Genomic DNA, 20,714 nt, shown 5'->3' with positions numbered 1-20,714 from the left:
GTCCTCACCGTCCTTTTAGCCGCAATTTCAAGGCTTCATATTGCTCTTGAGCCGACTTCGGTGGTTCTGCTGGCGGCTTGGGCAGAACTGAAATATACCGATTAACGATCGCTGTTCGGGCTTCTTTGTCTGAATTGTGCGGGAAGGAGACAATATCAATCTGCTCCAGCAGCTCCGATGCTCTGATCTGATCCTTCAGCATGAGCAATTCGGGTAAGTCGACGAAAAAATATTCTGTCTCGACCTCATGCTGCGTCTTCCCGAGCACAGCACAGCACCGGAGTACAAATTCATCATGAGTTACTTTCCGGCCCGATCCATCCGGCTGACGATACTCTGAACGAACTGCTGCGCCACTGGAGGAATCAGGCCGCCTAAGTTTTTTAGGGCTTCATTCATGTCGTTCTTTTCCCAGGTCAACTTCAAAAACTCTGTGCACTCCGAAAAGGCTACATGATCATCCAGATATTCGATAGGCAAGTCGCTCAGGAGCGAAGTTAATTCGTAAATTTCATCTATGGAAACGTCCGCGGCCGCCACAATGAACACCGCACGATCTTTTTCTGGAGTTAGGAACAGCTTAACGAGATAATCACCGATCGATCCGATGTGATCGGTCAGTTTCTTTAACCGGCTCCGGGTGAGCTTGGGAACACGAACCCGCTTATTACCGAGCATTACAACGTCTTTTCTGCCAAGGTTGAACATCTTTATCATCCCTTCTTAGTTAAATGCAAAAAAAGGAGAAGGCACACGCCCTCCCCTTAATCGGAAATCAATATTATGCTGTTGCTGTGATGTCGCCCCAGGTATAGAGCAGACCCTTCGGTGTTGCCGAAAGCGACGGATACGCCATGGCCGAAATGGTCAACCGGCGGTTATTGTCGAGTACATACGCTGCATTCATGTCAAATTTGATGCCTACGGACTCAATGTAAATAAATTGATCTGGGTCAGAAACTCCCTGCGGCATAATAACTGCTCTCTTCTTCGGGAGTTTTTTTCCCGCCAAACCAGTAATTTGATATTTTGCTTTGGTCGGATCAGTTGCATCAACCACCTTCAAAGCATTCGGGTTGTACTTAGTGACCTTCTCGAAATCCATATCCGGAGTTTCGAAATTGATTGCCCCGGTAGTTCCAGTAGATATAGAATCAACGGGGGCAGTCCCGGTCTGATCAGTCGTTGGCTCGTAATACGTCGTTGTCGTTGTAAACGTAATGCCGCCTTGGGTCAGATCGATCGTGATGGCGTCGGCTTCTTCATCGCCTTTTTCATCAATACCCCAAACAAAAATACCAGGGCCGGCATAGATTTTTTCCACGTCACTCATGGATTTTCATCCTCCTTCGTATAAAACAAAAAATTGGTTGAATACATGGGCCTGTCCTTGTCATCCAAGCCGAGCGGAATCGGATGTTGCATGGCTTTGCTCGAAAATATGTGAGTCTGGCCAATCAAGTAGTTCGCTTTTCGGTGGAGCAACTCGACCAACTGCTTAGCTAGCTCTTCCGCGGCAGCCATATTTGCTGGCAGCGCTTTATAGGACTTTCCCTTTACGATCACTTGAAAGGTCGGACGTTCGGTAGGTACATAATCATGTGGAGCATAGCCGCCGGTACCAAAAACAAATAGACAAGGTAACTTCACTTCCGGTAGATCGGCCGGGATAAAGTTAGGATCTGGATAAACGGTGAAACCAGACCCGGTCAGGTATGTGATTAAATCATTCGCTAGCATGCATCACCCCTCCAATACCTTTGAGAGTTCCTCAAGGATATGCTGCTCGTTCATCTTTAAGGCATTCTCAAGGAACTTTTTTCCTGGCATGTAGCCGTTATACGCCCCTTTACTCTCCGTTTTTATACCCGGCTCCAGCGGAACAAGCTTGCCGCCCTTCGTCTTACGGAAGCCCTCATGCTGCACGACAGCATAATCATCTACCTCTGGGCTCGTTCCCATGTCGATGTACATACCGACGATAGTCCGCTTGACCTCAGTGATGACAAGTGCGCCCTCCAGCCAACCACCAAGATTTGGGGCAAGTCGTTTAGCATCATGTATAACATCTGCTGCTAACTTGGTAAGCGTCTCTTCCAAACGGCGATCCAGATCATTCTCCAACTGATCCAAGCGATCGATGATTGCTTCGATTCCTTCCAAGCTGAAGCTAAATATTTTGTGGTCGGCCATAGACGATCACCTTTTTCACGTCATCGGTTCCGAGGAATTTGCGTACTTCGAAATGAGCAACATCACAACGGATCTCAAGCCCAAGAGCGTTGGTGTAAAGAAAGTAGTCATCGAATCCGATTGGGATGGCACCTTCTACATGGATCTCATATGCGACTTGTATGTCTTCTCCCTTGGCGTTCTTGATCAACTTCTGCTCCTCGACAACTTTGGCATCTCGCTCTGTTGCCTCCGGCGGAAGCGGCCGCCCCCATTCATCCACGTCGGAGTGAAAGTGTACAACGGTCGCTGGGTACCCGAACAAGCTCATATCAAAGCACCACCATACTGCCGCTGCGCTTCTTCTGCTGCTTCTTCCTCAGCTAACTCTTCTGCAGTAGGTCCGAGCAGTTCTCGAACCTCAGGAGCAACGACAGACCGCTCTTCTTTATCCTTGTACGAGATAGTTTCGCCGTTATCGCCAAGCGACTTGACTGCATGCCGCTGATACTTAAGCACAGGATCAACGCCGTACAGTTCCCATACCGCCTGAAAGGCAACGATAGAAACGGCCATGGGAACGATATCCGGATACCAACGGGTAAGGTTACGTTCCGCTTGTGCGACAGCGACCGCCTGCTTCTGAACAGAAGCACGGTCCCAGGGATCCGAATCAAGGAGATTACTCTCGATCCAATCGGCAACTTCTTGCCTATCCATTCCAAACACCTACTTTTGTTCTGCAGCAGCAATCTCCGCAGTCAGAGTTTCGGCGTTCTTCTCGCCGGCACCTTCGATACCGAGGTCAGCAGCCTTCTTCCGGAGAGTCTTAAGTTGCTTGTCGGCTTCCTTCTTCGCCTTTTCCTCGGCTGACTTCCGCTCCTCTGCTTCGGCTTCAGCCTTTGCTTTAGCCGCCGCTGCTCCTTCTGCAGTTAATTGCTCAACGGACTTCTCAATTTCGAATCCTGCGCCAATTTTAATGATGCGCTCACCCTCGGATTGCTCGACGCTCTCGATCACATCGTTAGGACCATACCATTTCCCACCGTACTTGACGGTGCCGGTTACTTTGATATCCACTTCACTCATCTCCTTAATAAAATGATTGGAATAAGAAAAAGGAGTTCCCGAAAGAACTCCTTAAATGACTGTAGCCGACATTACTGAATCGGCATAAGGGAAAACAGGGAACGCAAGGTTCACACCGACCGTACGCAGCCGCAACGGATGTTTGCTAACCAGATCACGGAACACATAGATGCCCATATCTCCAGTCAATTCAGCTTCAATACCATCCACCATAGATTCGGTAGTTTCAGCCCACAGGTAATTGCCAAGTGGACCACCTGGGAGCATGACAAACTTATCTTGCGGTGCCATGCGAACCGTCGTAAGTGCCAGTTTACCGCCAGTAAGTGCATCATTCTCAGTATCCGCCCGTGTATCATAAGCAACAATACGTGGCAGTCCTAGAGAATCGGTAACCGAATCAAGTTGTGCCTTTGTGAGTTGTGGTGGATTGGCGTTGCCCGATGGATCTCCATGATAAGCAATCCGAGCAGATTTGTTCTGCAACAGAAGGGAAACGATCTTCTGAGTGGTAAAGGCTCGTTCCAGTGTAACACCCCGATCGGCCTGGTACTGGAACCACGTCTGCATGTCTTCAAGAGGACGAGAGTTCTCTAGATCAAGCCAGCGATCTGTGCCAGTCAACACAGGCTTTTGATCACTCACATAACCATAGTCTACGCTGATTTTAACATCTCCCTCAGCATAGCTAATTGCACCCAGGCTGACAGCCTGCATGGCAATCCATTCACGGCGAGCTCTGATCGCATCAACCGCATACTTACCGTCATTCAACTGTTCGCGTACAATGCGGGCAACCTCTTGACGCCGCAGCCCCCCTCCCCCTCGATTTGCTTGCAGCAAAATCCGAATCAACTTCTCATCCATCCAACGGCCACGCTGAATTTTTGGAATTTCTACTTGAGTCCCTGTCAAACCTTCGCGAGATCCGTAACGAGTTTCCGTACCTAACTCGGCAATTTGAGCCATAACCGGCAGGCGCGATGATGCCTTAATGACATCGACCGTAAGCTCATCTGTCTGCTCAGGTGGGAACAATACTGACTGCCAGTAATTATTCGGTATGGTGATGTTGCTGGTATATGTTAAGAGTTCTTCGCCAGACAAAGCATCTTCAAGCATGCTAATTTCATTGTCACCATCAGCAAATGTTTGAAGGTCCAACTTATAACGAAATTTATTTGATTTCATATTGAGCGTTCATCCTTTCAGAATAGATTGAAAATTTATGCAAAGGTAATGCCAGGCATTTTTTCCCGCAACGTATCGTCTACAGTTACCGGGATCCGAGCAGCAATGACCTTCGCCACCTCAAAGCCACCTACAACGTGGTCCCCGTCCTTAACGTTAACCGTGCGCTTCAAGATTACTGTCGGGTTCTCACTACCATCCGTACCGGCTGAATCATAAGGAACGAATTTTCCTGAAGCCAGTTTGGATAATGGCATGCCCTTTTTGATGATCTTGTCGCCATTTGCATCTGCTGTGATAGCAGTAGCATCAATCGTGATACCATTGGTTACTTCCCGTACCACTTCGAGTGATGCCAGGATTTCATAATCACCCTCAACATCAAAGCGATCTCTCGGTTGTAATCTCATTTGAATTCACTCTCCTTATCGTTTCCATGGATCGTTGGCCGCCGGCGCTGATGTTCCTGCACCCTGAGCCAACTTCTTCATTTGCTCAAGACGTTCTTTCTTAGCTGTGGAAGTATTGCCACCGATGTCAGCACCGAACCGACCTCCACTCTGCTTCACTTTCAGCAGATGCGGTTTTTTTTGGGCCAACTCCTCGAGCGCTTCCTTCACGCCTTCGAGTTCTCCCTTGTCGTTGCGCTTGACCTTGGAAAAATCGGCTAACGCCAACGCATCCTCAAAGTCAGCGAAGCCCAGTTCCGAGGCAAGCACCTTTACATCAGCTCGCAGTTCCCGCTGGAACAATTTCTTTTCTTGCTCCTCCTCCCGCTCCTTCAGACGCTCATCCAGTAACTTCTCTACATCCTCCGGAGCGATAGCAGCTCCGTTAGCATCCTCATCCTTCTTTTTGGACTTGGCCGCAGCAGCTGCAGCATCCTCATCAGCTTTTTTCTTGAGCGCGATGGCAGCTCGCACTTCCTTCAGGTCCATGTCCGCAAGATCGCCAAATCTATCTTTAATTGCTTTGGCCGCAGCAGCAGAAGCGGCTGCTTTCTCGCGTTCTTTGACCTGTTCCTCGGTAAATGTTTGCGGATCACCGGTCCCGCCTCCGCCATCCCCGTCTGCGAACAATTGCAAATCTATGGGAAGACGAAAATTGAGTTTATTCTCCATTGGAAACTTCACTTTAATCATCCTTTCTCTGCTGTAGGCCGCAGGTAGCCATATGTCTCATCGGCAGTTTTAAGTCATGACGATGGATGGACAAAAGAAAAAGCCGCTCCGGGAAGGAACGACTTCATTCACACATCTCACATATAACATGGTTCTTGCCGCACTCAAGCAAACCAAGCAATTCCGTATGCTGCGTTTTGCTCCAGCCTGAGTGAATAATTCCGTCTGGAGATCTGGCTACAAAAATAACCGTCTCTACTCCACCGGCCTCAATAGCCTGCATCAGATGTTCAATACAGGCTTTAGGTGTAACTTTTCCTTCACGCTTTGCGCGGCGTTCAAGAACCTCGTTCAAGCAGAACACCTCCTCACAAAACCAATTTTACCGCCGATATGGGCACGGCCATGTTTGTACCCTGCTTTAATATCAGAGCAGGTTCATCAGATATCAAGCATCTTCCGTTGCTATCCCTTATTCTCGCTCTTACTACACTTTGGATCGTATGTCGCTCGCCAATCTCATAAATTTCTGGTTCTTCCCCGAGGATGTGTCTTCCACATCGATGAACAATTTCAACAACGTCTCCTTCTTTCATGCCCTGCTCCTTTCGGCAAAACAAAAACACCCCCGAGATCCGAGAGTGTTTTATTCCTTAGTTACCTTTTCGATTTCGTTTCTCTTGACGGTAATCGTCTCCCAATCCTCTGGGGATGATCCAACATCAATCTCAAAGACATCCTGATCGCCGAAAACTTCAACCGCGCAACCGGTTCGCCCATCTTTCAGCAGAACAGTATCATATTGTTCAATCTTCTCCATCAGTACGAACCTCCTTAATGTACGCCGTCGTTAATTTCGTTCCGTCCATTACACGCCATCCAACTACGACATTTGCTGGCCGACCATTCCGCCCATAGATAACCTGCTTCTGCTCCCACTTCTCGCCGTATTGATCGGTGAGCTTATGGGTTGCAGGATATAAGGGAGCTCTCTGCAAGATCTGCTGCTGTAGTTCCTCCCAGTTATTCGCATTATACCCTAAACGGCTGGTAAACGCAGTACCTTTTGCATATCCAGTTGGATTGTCGGGATTGAACAAATACTTGGTGAATTTAGCATTAGCAGCAGTTGCTTTTTCAGCATTGGGAAGCGACAACTCCGGATGATCAATAAGCCTCTTCTGACGACGATAATCCAGCTGAGTAAAGTGCCATCGCTCTGAATCGCTATTCTTCATCCGCCGAAACCCAGAAAAGGTCTTAGGCGTCTCAGGAACAATCTTCCTATATCGGTCGAACTGCTTACGGTCAGCGTTGAGTTGTGCCTTCTTAGCCTGCATTTCTTTGTAGCGCCGAATGTGCTGTTCTGATCGAGTTTCTTCACCGATTCGGTTAGAGATGTCCAGTAGTCTAGCAACCTCCTCCGGCGACTGATACTCCTCGATCCAGACACTCATGCTGTGTACGCAGTATGAGTGGTAAGGCGGTTTAAACTCATCTGTCATATGAGGCCAGCGCTTATCGTTTCCACTAAGAGAGTACACACGGCCTTGCTTTCGGGCGCAATGCTCACAGGTGATGCCCACGTAGTTCACGTATACGAGATCATAACCGTTTTGTACGGCCGTATTCTCAGTACCAGTAACGTGTGCTTTACGGAGATTGTAATGGACTACGCCGTTCATGTACTTGTCCGCCGGGATCCGTACACCATTGCTGGTTACGATGCCAGTGATTCCCTGCTCAGTCATTCGGGCAACGGCTTCCTTCGTCGCCTGTCGGCGACTGATCCCTTCGGTAAGCATCCGCTCCGTCGCCGTCCGAACGACTTCCTCAATTCGCCTCTTGGCATCTTGGGACATGTTGTCCGTCGTTTCAAGGATCCGGAAAAAGCTATCGTCCATAATGGCTTGAACTGCCTGCTGATGAATAAGCGGCTCCAGTACGGTATTGATCTGTTCCTCTGGAATCCCCTGTGCCCGTATACTGTCAGCCGCTTCACTAACACCTTCTTTATAGGACTGAGCCAGCAATTGAGACATGCTTTGCGCCGCCCCGTCGGTAAGGCTCGCCAGTATCTCGTCGACTTCCTTAAAAAGCCTTTCCTTGCGTCGGCGGCTGAAGCTTCCTTCCTCCAACGATCGGATCAATTTCAGCAACTGCTCTCCCGCCCGAGTGTACAGGGCAATTAGTTTCTCAGCGTCCGCCATTAGCTACCACCCAGATCAACCCGAGGCGGTTGGGTATATTGAGGATTTGACCGCCCTGCTGACGCTTGATCTTCCTGAATCTTTATGATTTCTTCCCCAATTGCCTTCTCCGACCAGTCCGGATGTATCCGGCGTACCGTAGCCTCAAGCGACTGAACACCGCCAGCATACTTCTCGATTTCCTCCGTGTCCTTCTCGCTGTCCGCCTTTGGCAGCATGTCGTCCCATTCGATCACTGGATTCGCCACCTTGAGGCTACCGGATCCGAGTGCGTTTTCCAAAAGCATGCATTTCCGGACCGCATCCTTTATGCCGGCATCGAATTTGTCCTTGATTGCCTCAGCCTTGATGACCGACTGAATCCATAGATAAAGAAGCGCCACGCCGGAATCGCCCTTCCCTTCCTCCAACCCGGCCGCCTGCGGTGAGGTCTTGCTGATCGCCAGCATATACTTGATCAACCGGGTTACGTGTTCGAAGCTCTGTTGTATCTTCGCGTCCCAGGTAATGTACATCGGTACGGCCCCATTGTTCTCGTTGTAGCTGACCACTTCGAGATCAGCATTACGAACGAAACGACCACCATAATTCTTAAGGTTGTCATTGGCAACGGTATCCCATAGCCCCTTTGGAATTGCGAGTTTTGGTTTCCCATGCTTTTCAAACACAATACTATCCCGCGTTATGGTCCAGTTGATTTCCTCCTGCAGACCGTCAATATTTCGAAGAGCTGACCGTCCGCGTGGATGAAGTAAAGTTTCATCATTGGTGATCGCTCCGCAAAGCAGTTCATTTACTCCGGATAATTCCTCATCTTCCGGAATATCCAGCTTGTACTTGCTGGCGTATTCATCTATGTCTAATTCATCAATAACATTGTCGCCCTCCATCTTGAATACCAACTGTTGAATGGCTACCCCATCCCGTTCAATCCGCTGACGCTCTACCCGGAGGAATCGGTCTTTTCGGTCATTCTCGCCCCACTCTTCAACCCAGGCGATATCAGCCCCGCGTCCGTCTTCGTGCGGCAGATACTTATCAGCTAGCACCCACTCAAACCAAACACCACCTGATTCATCCCGGCGCGTTCGATAAGCAACCAAACCATCAACCTGATGCTGCGTGACCGCTGCCCAGATCTTCTCTTTTGGCTTACTGTCCGTCACGACGGAAGAAATAAATTCAAGCTCTGGCCCCTCCTCCACGTCTGCGGAGATATTGCCAAGTGACCGGTTCAGGAGATCCGCCGGAACTTCGGCGACTAGGCTGCTGAAGTTAGCGACGATATACTGGTTATCAGCGCTGAACACCTTCTCGACCTGACGCCATGACCGCACGCCAACGCGCCTCCGGACCAACCGTTGCTCCTTCGCAACCGACCGAGCCCGCGGAAATATCTCGGCGTGCTCCCCATCGTAAAGGAGCCGGTAATACTGCATCATGCTAATCTCCTGGTCAAAGGGCGGTGGTGGGAAACTGCGTCCTGTATACACGATTGTCAGGTTCATCACCTTCTTTCAAAGCAAATAAAAAAGCCGCTCATTTGAGCGACCAAGTTACTTTATAATATTTTTTTGATCATTGCCCAAAGCGCATCAGAGAACTCTTGATGTCCCCTGCCGGTATATAGCGTTTCGCTTCGGTGGGATAAAGATCCGGATATAACATCGACAAAATACGTACTCAATAGCTGGCCGTTATCTTGTTTGTTCCACGACCCAAGACGCCCACCATAATGACTTTCGATAATTTCAATCATCTGCCCGATACTGAGAAGCGGCAAATCAATTTTTTCGGGCTCAAACAATTCCACACCTGAATCATCATGATACATTACGCCACCATAAAAGTTAATCTCACCATCAGTAGAACGATAGAACCAATCGCCTTCCTTTGGAGAGTACAGTTCTCTGAGTTTTTCTTGTTGCAGACCGGTCAATTCCTTGAGTTGTTCGACGGCTATTCTTTGCTTCACGTTCACACCTCCATGACCACTAGTATACCAGATTACCAGCCTGCAGGGCGTTGATTACTGTATACCATTTCCGGTTCGGTCACGAACGATAGAATGACAGCGTCGGCGCGGTCCGGCGAGTCAAGCCCGCGCTTCTTCATATCTTCCTTTCGCTCCAGCGCAAGCTTCCCTTTGCTGGTCATCCGGTATTTTCGCTGTGTCAGTTGCGTCACCAACCGATCATCCTGCGGAAGCTCAATGCTGACCGGTTCACCCTGCAGATGCTTCGAAAAAGCTTCTTGCAGCAGATCTCTCATGATAGCCCAAGCTTCGGTGCCACGATTCTCGTAGTGCTCCTCGCCATCGTCCGTCGCCCGACTTCCGTTGTTGACGGGAATCACTCGCCATCCGGTCAGGCCTTCCTCAACTATGACCTCATTTAGACGATCCGTTACACCGCCACCAACGCCGCTGTCATCGACTTTTATCTCAACAAAGCGAAGGTTAGGATTATCTGCCTGCATTTCCTTGCCCGCTGCCACCACACGACCTACCGTGGCCATTGTGTCCTGTTTGTTGTATGTGAGCAACGGGAATACCTTCATGCCCACGCGAGGGGCAATGACGGTTTCGTCGTCACCAAAGCGTGCAACGTCGACACCAAGATGCAGCCTATCACCACGGGGTTGAACCGTTGCACTGGCCGCCAGTTCTGCCAACTCTAACGCGATAAATGCATCAGCCTCAGCTTTTGGGAATTCTCCATACACTCGGACGCGTACCACATCGCTATCCACGCCATACTTGTCGATGAGCACTTGGATGTTTGCTTTGGAGGTCCGCTTACTATTTCGGCTGTCGACTCGGTGTGTCCGGAATCGACTGCGGTCACGGTTATGGGAATCATAAAAAACCCCACTCGTTCGAGTCGGGTTCCCGCACATTAACAATTTATTTTCTTCGCCTGATAGCGTACCGAGAATAGCCTCCATAATCGGATCAGCGACACCTGAGGCTTCATCCACGACGAACAGCATGTGGTCTTCGTGAAAGCCCTGCATGTTCTCTGGCTTGTTTGCCGTCCTGGCGGTAGCGAACCAGCGCTCCTCATGACCGATCATATAGACCTTTGTCTTTGTCCATTTGAGCAGATTCTTCACCATACTACTCTCCAACCACTTGGCAACCTCAGCCCACAATACGTCATTGAGCTGCTGCTTTGTCGGTGCTGTGCAAACGACGCGAGGATTTGGGCGACAGCATAGGAACCAAATAACCAGCGCGGCCTCAACCCCCGTTTTACCGACCCCTTGTCCAGAACGTACGCTGGTAAGCGGATATTGTGCCACATCCATCATAACTTCTCTTTGCCATTCGTCCGGATCCAATCCAAGCATATCCTCAGCAAAAGCGATGGGATCATCCCAGTACAGATCAAGCAGAATTTCCAGAGTCGAAACTGTATTATACGGCTTAGCCATCGGATTTCACCTCAGCAGCGGCACGTTTCACTTTACGCCGCTCTGCAATTTCCTTGAGCGCATCGGTCCAACTTTGCGTTGCACCCGCGCCCCCTTGAAGCTGCTGGAGTTCAATTTGTAAGATGGCCGTCCGAACTTGCTTCTCTTCATCGATGGCGATGAGCTTGTTTTTCAACTCGATCGCCTTCAGTTTCTTGTCCTGGACACGTGTCAGCGCCTCTTCCAGCTTTATGATATCGTCGATGGCCCGGTACTCGGTTTCTTCAATCTGAGACTCGACCAGTTCGGTACGGGTGACAGGAATCGACTTTGTAACGCCGGATTTCTCATCGTGAACAATCATGACATCCTTCAGTGCCTTGAGTTCGCTAAGGACACGCTTCTGCTTTTCAGTCAATCCGCTCATAAGCTTAGATATCCGCTGCAGCATGCGCCGCTCCCGGATCGTCAGCAGTTTGATAGCCTCATCGGCCTGCTGAACCGGATCCGTATCAATCTGGTCGACCAGTTCCTGTTCATCTTCTTCCAGGGCATCCATCCAGATAGTTTCATACTCGCCGGTAGTGACAGCCTTCTTGTTTCCTGGCGGACCGCCAGAACCGCCACGATTACCCTTGGCGTTCTGGTTGCCCGGGGGAGCGCCCCCTTTATTACCGACAGCATTTTTATTCCCTTTGGGAGCGCCACGATGTGGAGCGCTCCCTTTCTCTTCAAGTGGAGCGCTCCCATTGAGAATGACGTCCCAATTGTCCAATGCCTTCCACTTCCGGACCCTACTATCAGGAACAGAAAGAGCAGCGGCGATGTCCTTAAGCTTCATCTCCCCGCTGCTCTCTAACCACATTTGCTTTGCTTTGTCCCGCTCTGGGCTTCTCTCTCTAGCCACTACATATCACCACCTCCAGCAACAGTCATTAACGGATAACATTAGAGTATATTAAAATGTAACAAAAAAATTAAATAAGGATGGTGGACCACATGAAGTTGACCTACATCTCATTTTGTTTTTTAGGAATGGGTGTAACAATCATGTTGGTCAGACCTTAATGTCTGGCCGGCTAGAAGGGGGTGATAAGCCTTCTTCTGGCCGGGTGCGTGGATTGAAATGATTACCTAACCAAAGGATTCGATGCTGCGCTTCAGCTTTTCATACTCCGGATCGTCTGGCTGAAGGTCAACGCGTGGGTTGTAGGCTGCTGCATTGATTTGGTCGACGGGGATTGCTTTGATGTTCATGATGCACCTCCAATAAAAAAAGCACCGGCTAGGGTGCAGTTGTTCTAACTACAGGTGGGTGAGTTCTTTTGACTCGCAATTTATACCCGTCTATTTCTGATACTTTCTCAGTAGAAAATTCAATCTTTTGGTCAACGATATTTCCTAACATATCACTATACGAAATATTCATTTCAAACTTCTGTGTATCATGCAGAAAGGTAGATAGTTCAAAATCAGATTCATCTTTTACTAATAAGGCTGAATTTCTAGATGAGAAGTTATACATATACGTATCTACATTAAAGTGAATATCAATCGCAGTGCCCAGACCTATGTTAGCTAGCTTAAATTGTCCTCTTCCAAAATTATTAGCCAACTCAGGTGAAATATAATCATCTGAGGGAGTTGCAGGTGAAAAAATTATCTGTTCAACGTTGTTTGAATAACCTCTTATTGTTTCTGCACGGAGATATGGCCTAATTTGAAACATTTTATTTTCTCTGCTTTCCTTACTTTGAGCATTCAACTGCATTACTACAGTCGTATACACAACAACAACTCCAATAATGGCTCCTAAATAACCACCTAAGAAATCCATCCAGTCTCCGTTTACTCCAGGTGCTCTCCAAGAGAATATGAAGTAATTTAATATTATTGGAAATATTATTACTAGCGCCATACTGCCTAAAACTAACCTCTTGTTTCTTTTAAACCAGTCCCACATCTAAATCCTCCCTTAACTTTAGTTAATGATTCCAGTATCAGACAAATGATTTTACTGGTCAAGGAAGAAACTGGAGTAGAATTAACCCTCGCCGCTTACTCTTTCCAATCCGCCGGAAACCCGCTGACAAAAAACAAAATCCCGGATTCGAACTCCGGACCTTCAATTGATCAACGTATGTGATTATGCCATCAGGCGGCGGCTGGCCCCATTCAGTAATGGTTGCTGCCACCGCGGCTCGGATCATTTCGCTGCTGAGGTAAGACGATTCATTCCGAAAAATGGTACACTCCCAAGCCTGTAGTCCGTCGTCCCGAATACCTGACCAGGTGACCCAAACTGCGTCGCCGGTTGCTGTTCTCAACACAAGATTACATCCTGGGCGGCAGAATTGTGGACTCCCTACAGTCTGGCGTGAATAGTGCCGATCAGCAAGAAGCCGACAAGATCGGTCACCCTTATGCGTCACTAACCACGGTCCGTAGTCGGGTAATTCAAGCATCGGTTGCTGCACCGTAATTGCCTCCCTTGTGTTGAGTTGGTTTTGCGTACACGGGCGCGACAAATAGGGCCGTACAGCAACGCTGCGGCCCCGTCTTGTCCTTCTATATACTGCAGCATGCGTTTAAGTTAAACACCTTAATCAGCTTCTAATTCGCCTTCTGTACCTTGGAATGGAAATATATGCACAAGTTTCTCTAACCTCTCCTCAACAATTCGTGCCTTCTCTCCGTCAGAAAATACAGATATAAAAAAGTTGTCGATACCGGAGAAAAATGCCCTTATAAATCCATCGATAGATAACATAACTAAATTCTCGTTTATTTGCGGCTTATAGACTACATCAGTTTCGTTTTTATCCATGTATCCAATTTGTCGGCATCCATTTCTCGCAAGAAAATCTGACTCGCTGGTGTACGAATGGACCATGCCACAGCGAGCCGCATAAAATTCAGTTCCAGTTATTAAATGGTCCCCGTTAAACCGAATGTACCTGTCGCACCACTCAATGTAATCTCTACGAGTTGCCTTTTCTTGACCATTCGGCATATTCAGACCAGCCATATAATCTATGCCTGTAAGGATAAGAACCAATGCACCTCGAAGAGCTCCACTCTGTTGACAAATCCTTATATCATTTTTTATACCGTTCTCAATGCAATTGATTAATGGATCTCTCTCAAAACTATTCATTTACCATCACCTTTTTGCATGCGTGCTGCACCTCCTTATACCGTGGTTCGACATCAGGAAGGATTTCCCTGCTTCACACACCGCTGCTTCGAACAAAACTGCTTCGTCCCCGTCCAAGCTCCCCACATGCAGTTCTTGCACTTCGCCGGCTGCTGAGGAGGATCTTTAAATCGCTGCTGCTTTTTCTGTTTCATTGCTATCACCTCTCAGAAAAATAGAAAAGGCCGCTCCAGTGAGGGAACGACCTGAGTTTATATATTGAGTTCTTACGTGCAATGAGCTTGGCCAGAGCATTGCGACCGTGCCGGCCGCCGCAAAAACGCTGCGCTCTTTGCTTAAAAGAATACGTACTTAGTAACTTGAGAGGAATGACAAGACCATTTTAACGAACTTATGAAAACAGAGTCAATCTTCCAAATCAATTAAATCCGTGCCTAAGTTGACTTAATAACGATAAATCTCTTGTTACCTCATTATTTCAACTATTTAACAAAGGGAATAGCGCGAATAGCTGTGCGATTCCCTGAAGAAGAAAACCGGCCATCAGGAACTTGAGTCCTCGCATCGAATTAACTCTTCTGTTCATCATATCCCTATATAATTTTTCATATTGGTCAGGAAAAATAACGGAATTATCGGTAGAAGAACCGAACCCTAATGAATCAAGCGGTGTTCCCTTGAACAATATGTATGTCCCGAAAGCCGAAATACCAATACCGAGAAGATTGATAACCCATATAACAATACCCATAATATCCCTCCTTGCCTACTATCTTAAATGATAAACTGACAAGAAGGAACAGAAAAAGGCGAGAAGAGTTACGCCCCGGTTCAATGCCGCATTCATGCAGCCGTGCGTGTCATTCCCGCCTTTTTCTACATTACCAATATAACAGGGATAAATGGTCAAGTGGTCTTCAAAATCTCCCAAAACACACCACATTGTCATCACTTTGTCCTCAAAATTTTTCTTTGATGAAATCATAGAACCCCGTCAGCTTCAATGAGTTGGCCACCGATTCTATCCCTGCATCGATGCGCCGATCCACGGTACTGGCCGCATCACCTCTTCGCATAAACAAAATCGTTTCCTTCCTTGAATATCCTTCGATGAATCTGAACCGAATCGCTTCCTTTGCTTCCGGATCAAGAATCTGGTTATAGGCCTTGAACAAAAGCTTCGTGAAGACACTGTACTGCGAGTATACCCATTTTTGCTTCTGTCTCAAAATAGCCGCATTAGCGGTTTTGTCTGCATGCAGGTCCTCCTGATCGATACGACGTGCTACCTCTCCATCAATCGCTACTTGTGCCATTTCCTCTTCTTCCGTTTCAAAGTCCTTCATGAATACGCACATCATTCTATATTTTCCGAGGTAGAATTCTGCTTGCTGGATCTCCTCTTTAGATGCTTTTGCAAAAAGCTCACATTGTTCCCATGGTCCCCATGCCATCGCCATTCTCCTCATTCCCCTTTAGCATGTTATAATGTCAAGAGGAATGATTTGCCTGCATTGACCCCCGCCCCGGCCAAGGTTATGGGGGTCTTTGCCTCTATTGCTCGCGAAAAAATGATCCTTTCTCTCGTCCACACTTGGTACAAACGATATAAATCCTATCTCCACGCAAATTTTGAAACCTACTTGATTTGGTAAAGTTCTGATAGTCATGTTTGCAAAAAAACCGTTTCATCCATTTGATCATCAAACATCCACCACACTATTCCACTATTTTTTCGGAATGTGCATTACTCAAAAATGTCACCACGAATGATTCTACCCTTATCGTCATATTCGATTTCAAATTCTTGTCGGCACGAAGGGCATTCCAATCGCTCGTATGGGCCACCACCTTCGTTGTGCTTAGAAAACGGTTTCTTGTATTTTCTACCGTTTCTACCGACGTTATATTTCAATGTGAACGTGGGTTGTGACCACCAAATTAAATTCTCTCCGCAGTCACATTGCGGCTTTACGTAAGACACTTTTATCTACCTCTCCTTCACTCTTTGGGTCTTGTGCGGCGCTCCAGCCGCGGAATGTGCATTAAAACATTGACCGTAACTCATTTTCCTCGATTATGTGAAACTGATATTGTTTAAATTCGTAATATTATGGTAAGGAGGTGTTGAATTGAACAATAAATCTCTTGTAACTGGCGTCTCTTTAGGTTTGTGTTTTAGCGTTGTATTTGGTGCAGCTCTCAAAAGTATCCCTCTTGGCATTACTTTTGGAATTATCTTCGGAGTTGTCTTCTTCTTGGCGGAAAAATCAAAATCCCCAAAAGAAGAATAAGCTTATCCTAAGAGGGGCTATAACTGCCCCTTACTTTCCCAATTCCAGAGCCCCTGCTGCCCCTTGGCTAGTATCGGCTCCGGTAGCATCCGGACGTTGTCCAACTCCCAGGCGTAGCGACCTTCTTCGAAAAAACCAAAATCGCTTTCCGGCTTGCGGATAAATTCAGCCTTATCAAAGTCATATTGGTCATTCGGGCATCTGACAATGTGTATACCGTTATCGATAGTGTCATAAATGCGATAGCACCCAACAAGATCAGCAATTGCTACTACTGCTCCTGCAGGGAAGTCTTCAGGCAATAATAATCCATGTTTTCTGATTGCATCATAGATAGGTGGTTCAATCCAGGCTTCCTTGTTAAAGTGTCTCCCCGCATGAATGGCGATCGGCCCTCTGTACCTTGTTGACCATCCCCGCGTCTCAAACCGTTTCTCACCGACTGCGATCAATGTTGCCCAGGGCTGATGAATCGTAATAGCTTTCATAGCGCCTTACCTCCAATCGGCTCCAAAGCCCTGCATGCAATACTCTTCATCGAGATTGCCGAGCTGCCGATGATCTCCATTCCAGCTATTCGTTCCAGGGCTTCCCGCAGGCGAGCGATCTCCGCATCCTTGTCCGCCATTGTTTCAGCCCCCATGATCTGCAGCTCACGAGGATTACTCCCCTTCTTGACATACCCCTTAAGCGCAAGCTGCTCCAAAATGCAATAAGCTGTGGATGAAGACTGTAGATTCAATCCCCCCGCTAGCTCCCTCACGGAAGGTGGATAGCCCTTTCTGACCACAAAAGATTTTATGAAGTCCAGCGCCTCTACCTGACGCCGGGTTAATGGTTTATTAGTCATCGTTCTCCCCCTAAAATAATTCCAGTTGTACCGGATCTGGCTCCCGTGGTTTGGCCAGGCGATCCCATTCTTCTTCCGGCCATTCTCCGGCATAGTTTTCTCCTCGAAAGAGAACTTTTTTATGCCCGGAGGGAAGGATCACACGCCGTTCAAATCGAGCCAAGCCTTCCGGAATATTATGAGTCCAGTTGCCGGGAGGGGAATAAAGAATCTCCCGGCTCAAATCAACGCAGTCTTGCCATGTGATGTTTGAAATGCTCAAGATATCACGTCTCCAACTACACACTTTTCAGGATTTTTCCGCTTGGACAGTCTTCGCTTTGCCGTGGGAGTAGTGAGCCATCGAATATATTCCGGCCTCACCTTTAAAGCATCGGCGCATTCTTCCGCTGTTCCTATCACCAGCAACTCTTCACCTTTGTAAACCGCATATTCTCTCATCCGGATCCCTCCACTCACACTGCCTCTTGGCGCTGCTCATACGCCTGCCGGTTATGCTCCTGGAAGAACCGCTGAACATGCTCCGTGACATCTTGGCCAGGAAGTAGCTCCGCCAGATCCGTCGCAACGAAGCCGACAACCGTCTGCAGGAGTTCGAACAACTCTCGCATGATCCGTTCCCGATCAAGGCCGGCTGATTCAAATGTTCCGCCAAGGGAATCCAGCCCGTGGTACACATTCAGCCGCTCCTGGATAGGATCAGTGCCCTGAACAATCGGCACATACAGTGAAACCCCCGTACCAAACACCGGAGCCACAACCTTGCTGGCTTGTCCGGAATTCGAAAGCTGTTGCTTCAACTGGGCATTCTCTTCCTCCAGCTCCGAAAGGCGAGCTCCTGCTTGATTAGCAATGACGGTAGCTCCAGACATAGCATAATTCAATCGGGAAATCTCTGCAGCTTGCTCCTGCGTTACGCTCCTGAACTGGTTCTGCAAGCTCTCAGCCTCTTCCCGCGCCTTAGTCAGCTCGCCCTCCAAATCAGCAATGTACTCGGCCTTGCGCGTAGCTTGATTCTTCCAAAGCGCCAAGGCCGCCTGAAGTTCGGCCAATTCTTGTTCACGTTTATTCGGCGTGTCTGCCCTGGACAACTGAGCAGGCGCCTGCTCGGGAACACTGGATACTTCCTTTACTGGCGCCAGTAGCTCCATCTCCCGCTCTTCAGCATCAGGCTCCTTGATTCCCCACTCCTTGAGCAGCTTGTAAAAGGCTGCTGTCCCACAACCCAAGTCCTTCATGATCTGAGTTCTGCCCTTCCCACTGATCCGCTGTTGCAAGTACTCTTGCTTGGTCATGCTGATTTCCACTTTTTCCCCTCTAGCCATATCCTCCGAACCTCCCCTGTATTTCTCCAGTTCTTCCGGAGATAAAGTGTACTTAATAACCGGACCGCTCCCCCTTGAAAGTTCCTCGACATCCCGGCGTGGAACCGGAATGACATTCCGCTCACTCGTCCTGGCAGCCATTTCCTACACCACCAAAAGGTTTGTCTCCTGGTTAATCACTTAATTTTTGCTTATATCGATTTTGGTAATATTCCACTAAGCCACGGTTCTTCAAGGTAGAATATTTTACCCGGCAAACATGTTCAGTTTTGCCTAGAGCGAAAGCCATCGTTCTTGCATCATCGATTTCGTAAAACATGCAGAGATACTCTAAATCGTCGTCAGAGAAAGGTTGACCGTGCGAAAAATGAAATTGCGGATGATACTTCATTCTGTAGTGCCGGTCATATTCGATTCCATCTGCAGCATCCGATTCTGGATGTGGCCTTAAATCACCGTTCATGGCAACCTCCATTAAGATCATACGTTCGGTCAGAGGACCGCAAGTGGTCCTCCCCGATTCTGATTACCTCGATATCACAGGAAACGGATTAAGCTGCTCCCCCGTCTCTCATAAGCTTCTCGACGCGCTTTTTGTACGCGGAATACTTCGAACTGATCTGCGAACTCGGTACGCCTGCTTCCTTAGCAATCTGCATCCAAGTCTTGCTTTCTTCCTTGCGTTGCTTAAGCAGGGCTGGAAAGTCGAAAGGAATATCCTCGAAGGTTGGCGCCTGGCTAATAATGTACTCTTCGAGCGCTTCCTTGCTGATTTCAGCCACAGATTCGCCCAAAATTTCTCGTTCGTAGTCAGTCAATTCATCTTCGGGATCATCCGGATCTTGCTGGCCGCCATCATCAGTGAAGTCCATTTCCCCGCCACCGTCACCATCCGTCATCCAATCCGGAACCTCCTCATCGATGCCAGAGCCAGCTTGATCCGGATCGGGATCACCCTCACCTTCAGGTGTCTCTCCCTCAGTCTCGCTGAATGAGGAATCGCCTTCCAGTTCGGATCCCTGATCGAACAGGTCCGGCTGATTCTCATCATCCTGGCCGCCCAGATTCTCAACCTTGGTCACGACACCCGAGCTATCCGTGGTCACATAGCGACCGGTGAATTTTTGGTACATAGCGTCTTCGTCGTCGCCAAAGTCAAGAGCCGCCTGCGGATCTCCCAAGAAAACATTGATTTTCTCTCCTTGGTTCGTGCTGAGGAACATGAAATTCTCCTGAACTGCTTTTAAAGGAACCAGCAATTTCACCTCAACATCCGTATCACCTACGTTCAAACCCTTTTTAATCGTCGCCGTGAATTTCGCAAAATTTTTAAGCATTGATTATGCCACTCCCTTGATAAATTTTTGATGATAAGTCCAGCAAAGTGCAATTGCATCGGAAGGGTCAAAGAGTCTCTCCTTCACGTCCCCAACCTTGTATTTCCCTTTCGGATCATCCTTTTTGTACAAGACCGGAACGGCAATTTCGTCATAATCCAGGTCGAAGAGCATTTGCATTTCCATGGCGACCGTTTCTTTATCAGCATTTCCCTTGCCAGTCTGCATTTTCAGTTCGGATGGTCTGATTTCACGAATTTTAATCCCGAGATGTAACGCCGCCAAGGTTACCATTGAATAAGCACCTACCAATGCCAAAACTATCCCTGCCCCTCTAAAATGTACTGGCCGCTCCAGCACGATAATGTCAGGTTGTTGGTTCCTAATAAGTTGAATTGAGTCCTGATAAATCGCATCCAAAACATCAGGCATTTTTATCGCGGTATAATCACGAAGTCCGAAATCTAGTGGTTTCCCACGCTCCATCGTTGCCCATCCTGCGTAATTTGTACCGTGGTCTATGGCCATAATTTTCATATCTCGGTAATCCCTCC

34 protein-coding genes are annotated in these 20,714 nt (G+C 48.1%); 2 read left to right on the top strand and 32 right to left on the bottom strand.

Features of this window, described 5'->3' with window-relative positions:
* Positions 1–4: 4 nt before the first annotated feature.
* The 21 genes from KQJ23_RS15645 to KQJ23_RS15545 form a co-directional block, all read right to left on the bottom strand.
* Positions 5–268 (bottom strand): hypothetical protein, encoded by a 264-nt coding sequence (locus tag KQJ23_RS15645; RefSeq protein ID WP_216479800.1) that lies wholly within the window; start codon positions 266–268, stop codon positions 5–7.
* A 32-nt stretch (positions 269–300) separates the two neighbouring features.
* Entirely contained in the window at positions 301–708 is a 408-nt protein-coding gene (locus tag KQJ23_RS15640; RefSeq protein ID WP_216479799.1) for a hypothetical protein, read from the bottom strand.
* A 73-nt stretch (positions 709–781) separates the two neighbouring features.
* On the bottom strand, positions 782–1,333 hold the full coding sequence (locus tag KQJ23_RS15635) for a hypothetical protein (RefSeq protein ID WP_216479798.1): 552 nt from the start codon (positions 1,331–1,333) through the stop codon (positions 782–784).
* Positions 1,330–1,740, bottom strand: coding sequence for a minor capsid protein (locus tag KQJ23_RS15630; RefSeq protein ID WP_216479797.1), 411 nt, complete (start codon positions 1,738–1,740; stop codon positions 1,330–1,332). Before KQJ23_RS15630 ends, KQJ23_RS15635 begins: the two co-directional genes overlap by 4 nt.
* Positions 1,741–1,743: 3 nt before the next feature.
* Entirely contained in the window at positions 1,744–2,193 is a 450-nt protein-coding gene (locus tag KQJ23_RS15625) for an HK97-gp10 family putative phage morphogenesis protein (RefSeq protein WP_216479796.1), read from the bottom strand.
* Entirely contained in the window at positions 2,171–2,503 is a 333-nt protein-coding gene (locus KQJ23_RS15620; RefSeq protein ID WP_216479795.1) for a hypothetical protein, read from the bottom strand. The genes KQJ23_RS15625 and KQJ23_RS15620 overlap by 23 nt, the downstream gene beginning before the upstream one ends.
* Positions 2,500–2,892 (bottom strand): hypothetical protein, encoded by a 393-nt coding sequence (locus KQJ23_RS15615; RefSeq protein ID WP_216479794.1) that lies wholly within the window; start codon positions 2,890–2,892, stop codon positions 2,500–2,502. Before KQJ23_RS15615 ends, KQJ23_RS15620 begins: the two co-directional genes overlap by 4 nt.
* 9 nt (positions 2,893–2,901) lie before the next feature.
* Entirely contained in the window at positions 2,902–3,252 is a 351-nt protein-coding gene (locus KQJ23_RS15610) for a DUF7210 family protein (RefSeq protein WP_216479793.1), read from the bottom strand.
* Between the two features lie 60 nt (positions 3,253–3,312).
* Entirely contained in the window at positions 3,313–4,452 is a 1,140-nt protein-coding gene (locus KQJ23_RS15605; protein ID WP_216479792.1) for a major capsid protein, read from the bottom strand.
* A gap of 35 nt (positions 4,453–4,487) precedes the next feature.
* A complete protein-coding gene (locus KQJ23_RS15600; protein WP_216479791.1) occupies positions 4,488–4,862 on the bottom strand; it encodes a head decoration protein in 375 nt (124 codons plus the stop codon).
* 15 nt (positions 4,863–4,877) lie between these two features.
* On the bottom strand, positions 4,878–5,573 hold the full coding sequence (locus KQJ23_RS15595; protein ID WP_216479790.1) for a scaffolding protein: 696 nt from the start codon (positions 5,571–5,573) through the stop codon (positions 4,878–4,880).
* A 124-nt stretch (positions 5,574–5,697) separates the two neighbouring features.
* Positions 5,698–5,928: a hypothetical protein gene (locus KQJ23_RS15590; RefSeq protein ID WP_216479908.1), complete on the bottom strand. Its 231-nt coding sequence runs from the start codon at positions 5,926–5,928 to the stop codon at positions 5,698–5,700.
* A gap of 13 nt (positions 5,929–5,941) precedes the next feature.
* Complete coding sequence (locus KQJ23_RS15585) at positions 5,942–6,169, bottom strand: hypothetical protein (RefSeq protein ID WP_216479789.1); 228 nt, start codon at positions 6,167–6,169, stop codon at positions 5,942–5,944.
* A gap of 50 nt (positions 6,170–6,219) precedes the next feature.
* Positions 6,220–6,393, bottom strand: coding sequence for a hypothetical protein (locus tag KQJ23_RS15580; RefSeq protein WP_216479788.1), 174 nt, complete (start codon positions 6,391–6,393; stop codon positions 6,220–6,222).
* Complete coding sequence (locus tag KQJ23_RS15575) at positions 6,380–7,783, bottom strand: phage minor capsid protein (RefSeq protein WP_216479787.1); 1,404 nt, start codon at positions 7,781–7,783, stop codon at positions 6,380–6,382. Before KQJ23_RS15575 ends, KQJ23_RS15580 begins: the two co-directional genes overlap by 14 nt.
* On the bottom strand, positions 7,783–9,225 hold the full coding sequence (locus KQJ23_RS15570) for a phage portal protein (RefSeq protein ID WP_249529806.1): 1,443 nt from the start codon (positions 9,223–9,225) through the stop codon (positions 7,783–7,785). The genes KQJ23_RS15575 and KQJ23_RS15570 overlap by 1 nt, the downstream gene beginning before the upstream one ends.
* A gap of 119 nt (positions 9,226–9,344) precedes the next feature.
* Positions 9,345–9,758: a hypothetical protein gene (locus KQJ23_RS15565; protein ID WP_216479785.1), complete on the bottom strand. Its 414-nt coding sequence runs from the start codon at positions 9,756–9,758 to the stop codon at positions 9,345–9,347.
* A 32-nt stretch (positions 9,759–9,790) separates the two neighbouring features.
* The gene (locus tag KQJ23_RS15560) at positions 9,791–11,218 is read right to left on the bottom strand and encodes an AAA family ATPase (RefSeq protein ID WP_216479784.1); all 1,428 of its coding nucleotides are present in this window, start codon (positions 11,216–11,218) and stop codon (positions 9,791–9,793) included.
* Entirely contained in the window at positions 11,211–12,104 is an 894-nt protein-coding gene (gene terS, locus KQJ23_RS15555) for a phage terminase small subunit (protein ID WP_346779409.1), read from the bottom strand. The genes KQJ23_RS15560 and terS overlap by 8 nt, the downstream gene beginning before the upstream one ends.
* Before the next feature lie 227 nt (positions 12,105–12,331).
* Positions 12,332–12,454, bottom strand: a complete 123-nt coding sequence (locus KQJ23_RS23985) for a ParB N-terminal domain-containing protein (protein ID WP_283571194.1) — start codon at positions 12,452–12,454, stop codon at positions 12,332–12,334.
* 28 nt (positions 12,455–12,482) lie between these two features.
* A complete protein-coding gene (locus KQJ23_RS15545) occupies positions 12,483–13,160 on the bottom strand; it encodes a hypothetical protein (protein WP_216479783.1) in 678 nt (225 codons plus the stop codon).
* Between the two features lie 393 nt (positions 13,161–13,553).
* On the opposite strand from KQJ23_RS15545, the gene KQJ23_RS23980 reads away from it, so the two are divergent.
* Complete coding sequence (locus tag KQJ23_RS23980) at positions 13,554–13,679, top strand: hypothetical protein (protein ID WP_283571193.1); 126 nt, start codon at positions 13,554–13,556, stop codon at positions 13,677–13,679.
* A gap of 120 nt (positions 13,680–13,799) precedes the next feature.
* Here KQJ23_RS23980 and KQJ23_RS15540 read toward each other — a convergent pair whose 3' ends face one another.
* The 3 genes from KQJ23_RS15540 to KQJ23_RS15530 all read right to left on the bottom strand — a co-directional run bounded on the left by KQJ23_RS15540 (position 13,800) and on the right by KQJ23_RS15530 (position 15,808).
* Entirely contained in the window at positions 13,800–14,354 is a 555-nt protein-coding gene (locus KQJ23_RS15540) for a hypothetical protein (RefSeq protein ID WP_216479782.1), read from the bottom strand.
* Positions 14,355–14,832: 478 nt separating this feature from the next.
* On the bottom strand, positions 14,833–15,105 hold the full coding sequence (locus tag KQJ23_RS15535) for a hypothetical protein (RefSeq protein ID WP_216479781.1): 273 nt from the start codon (positions 15,103–15,105) through the stop codon (positions 14,833–14,835).
* Between the two features lie 208 nt (positions 15,106–15,313).
* The gene (locus KQJ23_RS15530) at positions 15,314–15,808 is read right to left on the bottom strand and encodes a hypothetical protein (RefSeq protein WP_249529805.1); all 495 of its coding nucleotides are present in this window, start codon (positions 15,806–15,808) and stop codon (positions 15,314–15,316) included.
* Positions 15,809–16,486: 678 nt separating this feature from the next.
* Here KQJ23_RS15530 and KQJ23_RS15525 point away from each other — a divergent pair.
* Positions 16,487–16,648: a glycine zipper domain-containing protein gene (locus KQJ23_RS15525; protein ID WP_216479779.1), complete on the top strand. Its 162-nt coding sequence runs from the start codon at positions 16,487–16,489 to the stop codon at positions 16,646–16,648.
* 17 nt (positions 16,649–16,665) lie between these two features.
* Here KQJ23_RS15525 and KQJ23_RS15520 read toward each other — a convergent pair whose 3' ends face one another.
* From KQJ23_RS15520 to KQJ23_RS15485, 8 genes are all read right to left on the bottom strand, one after another.
* On the bottom strand, positions 16,666–17,136 hold the full coding sequence (locus KQJ23_RS15520) for an ASCH domain-containing protein (protein WP_216479778.1): 471 nt from the start codon (positions 17,134–17,136) through the stop codon (positions 16,666–16,668).
* On the bottom strand, positions 17,133–17,498 hold the full coding sequence (locus KQJ23_RS15515) for a LexA family protein (protein ID WP_216479777.1): 366 nt from the start codon (positions 17,496–17,498) through the stop codon (positions 17,133–17,135). The genes KQJ23_RS15520 and KQJ23_RS15515 overlap by 4 nt, the downstream gene beginning before the upstream one ends.
* Positions 17,499–17,508: 10 nt before the next feature.
* The gene (locus KQJ23_RS15510; RefSeq protein WP_216479776.1) at positions 17,509–17,760 is read right to left on the bottom strand and encodes a hypothetical protein; all 252 of its coding nucleotides are present in this window, start codon (positions 17,758–17,760) and stop codon (positions 17,509–17,511) included.
* On the bottom strand, positions 17,757–17,939 hold the full coding sequence (locus KQJ23_RS15505) for a hypothetical protein (RefSeq protein WP_216479775.1): 183 nt from the start codon (positions 17,937–17,939) through the stop codon (positions 17,757–17,759). The genes KQJ23_RS15510 and KQJ23_RS15505 overlap by 4 nt, the downstream gene beginning before the upstream one ends.
* 14 nt (positions 17,940–17,953) lie before the next feature.
* The gene (locus KQJ23_RS15500; RefSeq protein ID WP_216479774.1) at positions 17,954–18,964 is read right to left on the bottom strand and encodes a hypothetical protein; all 1,011 of its coding nucleotides are present in this window, start codon (positions 18,962–18,964) and stop codon (positions 17,954–17,956) included.
* A gap of 31 nt (positions 18,965–18,995) precedes the next feature.
* On the bottom strand, positions 18,996–19,307 hold the full coding sequence (locus KQJ23_RS15495; RefSeq protein ID WP_216479773.1) for a hypothetical protein: 312 nt from the start codon (positions 19,305–19,307) through the stop codon (positions 18,996–18,998).
* A gap of 67 nt (positions 19,308–19,374) precedes the next feature.
* Complete coding sequence (locus tag KQJ23_RS15490) at positions 19,375–20,160, bottom strand: hypothetical protein (protein WP_216479772.1); 786 nt, start codon at positions 20,158–20,160, stop codon at positions 19,375–19,377.
* Positions 20,161–20,163: 3 nt separating this feature from the next.
* On the bottom strand, positions 20,164–20,697 hold the full coding sequence (locus tag KQJ23_RS15485) for a crossover junction endodeoxyribonuclease RuvC (protein WP_216479771.1): 534 nt from the start codon (positions 20,695–20,697) through the stop codon (positions 20,164–20,166).
* Positions 20,698–20,714 lie beyond the last annotated feature (17 nt).

The organism is Paenibacillus brevis, from assembly GCF_018919145.1.
Taxonomy (GTDB): Bacteria; Bacillota; Bacilli; order Paenibacillales; family Paenibacillaceae; genus Fontibacillus; species Fontibacillus brevis.
This window is presented reverse-complemented; position numbering and strand designations above follow the sequence as displayed.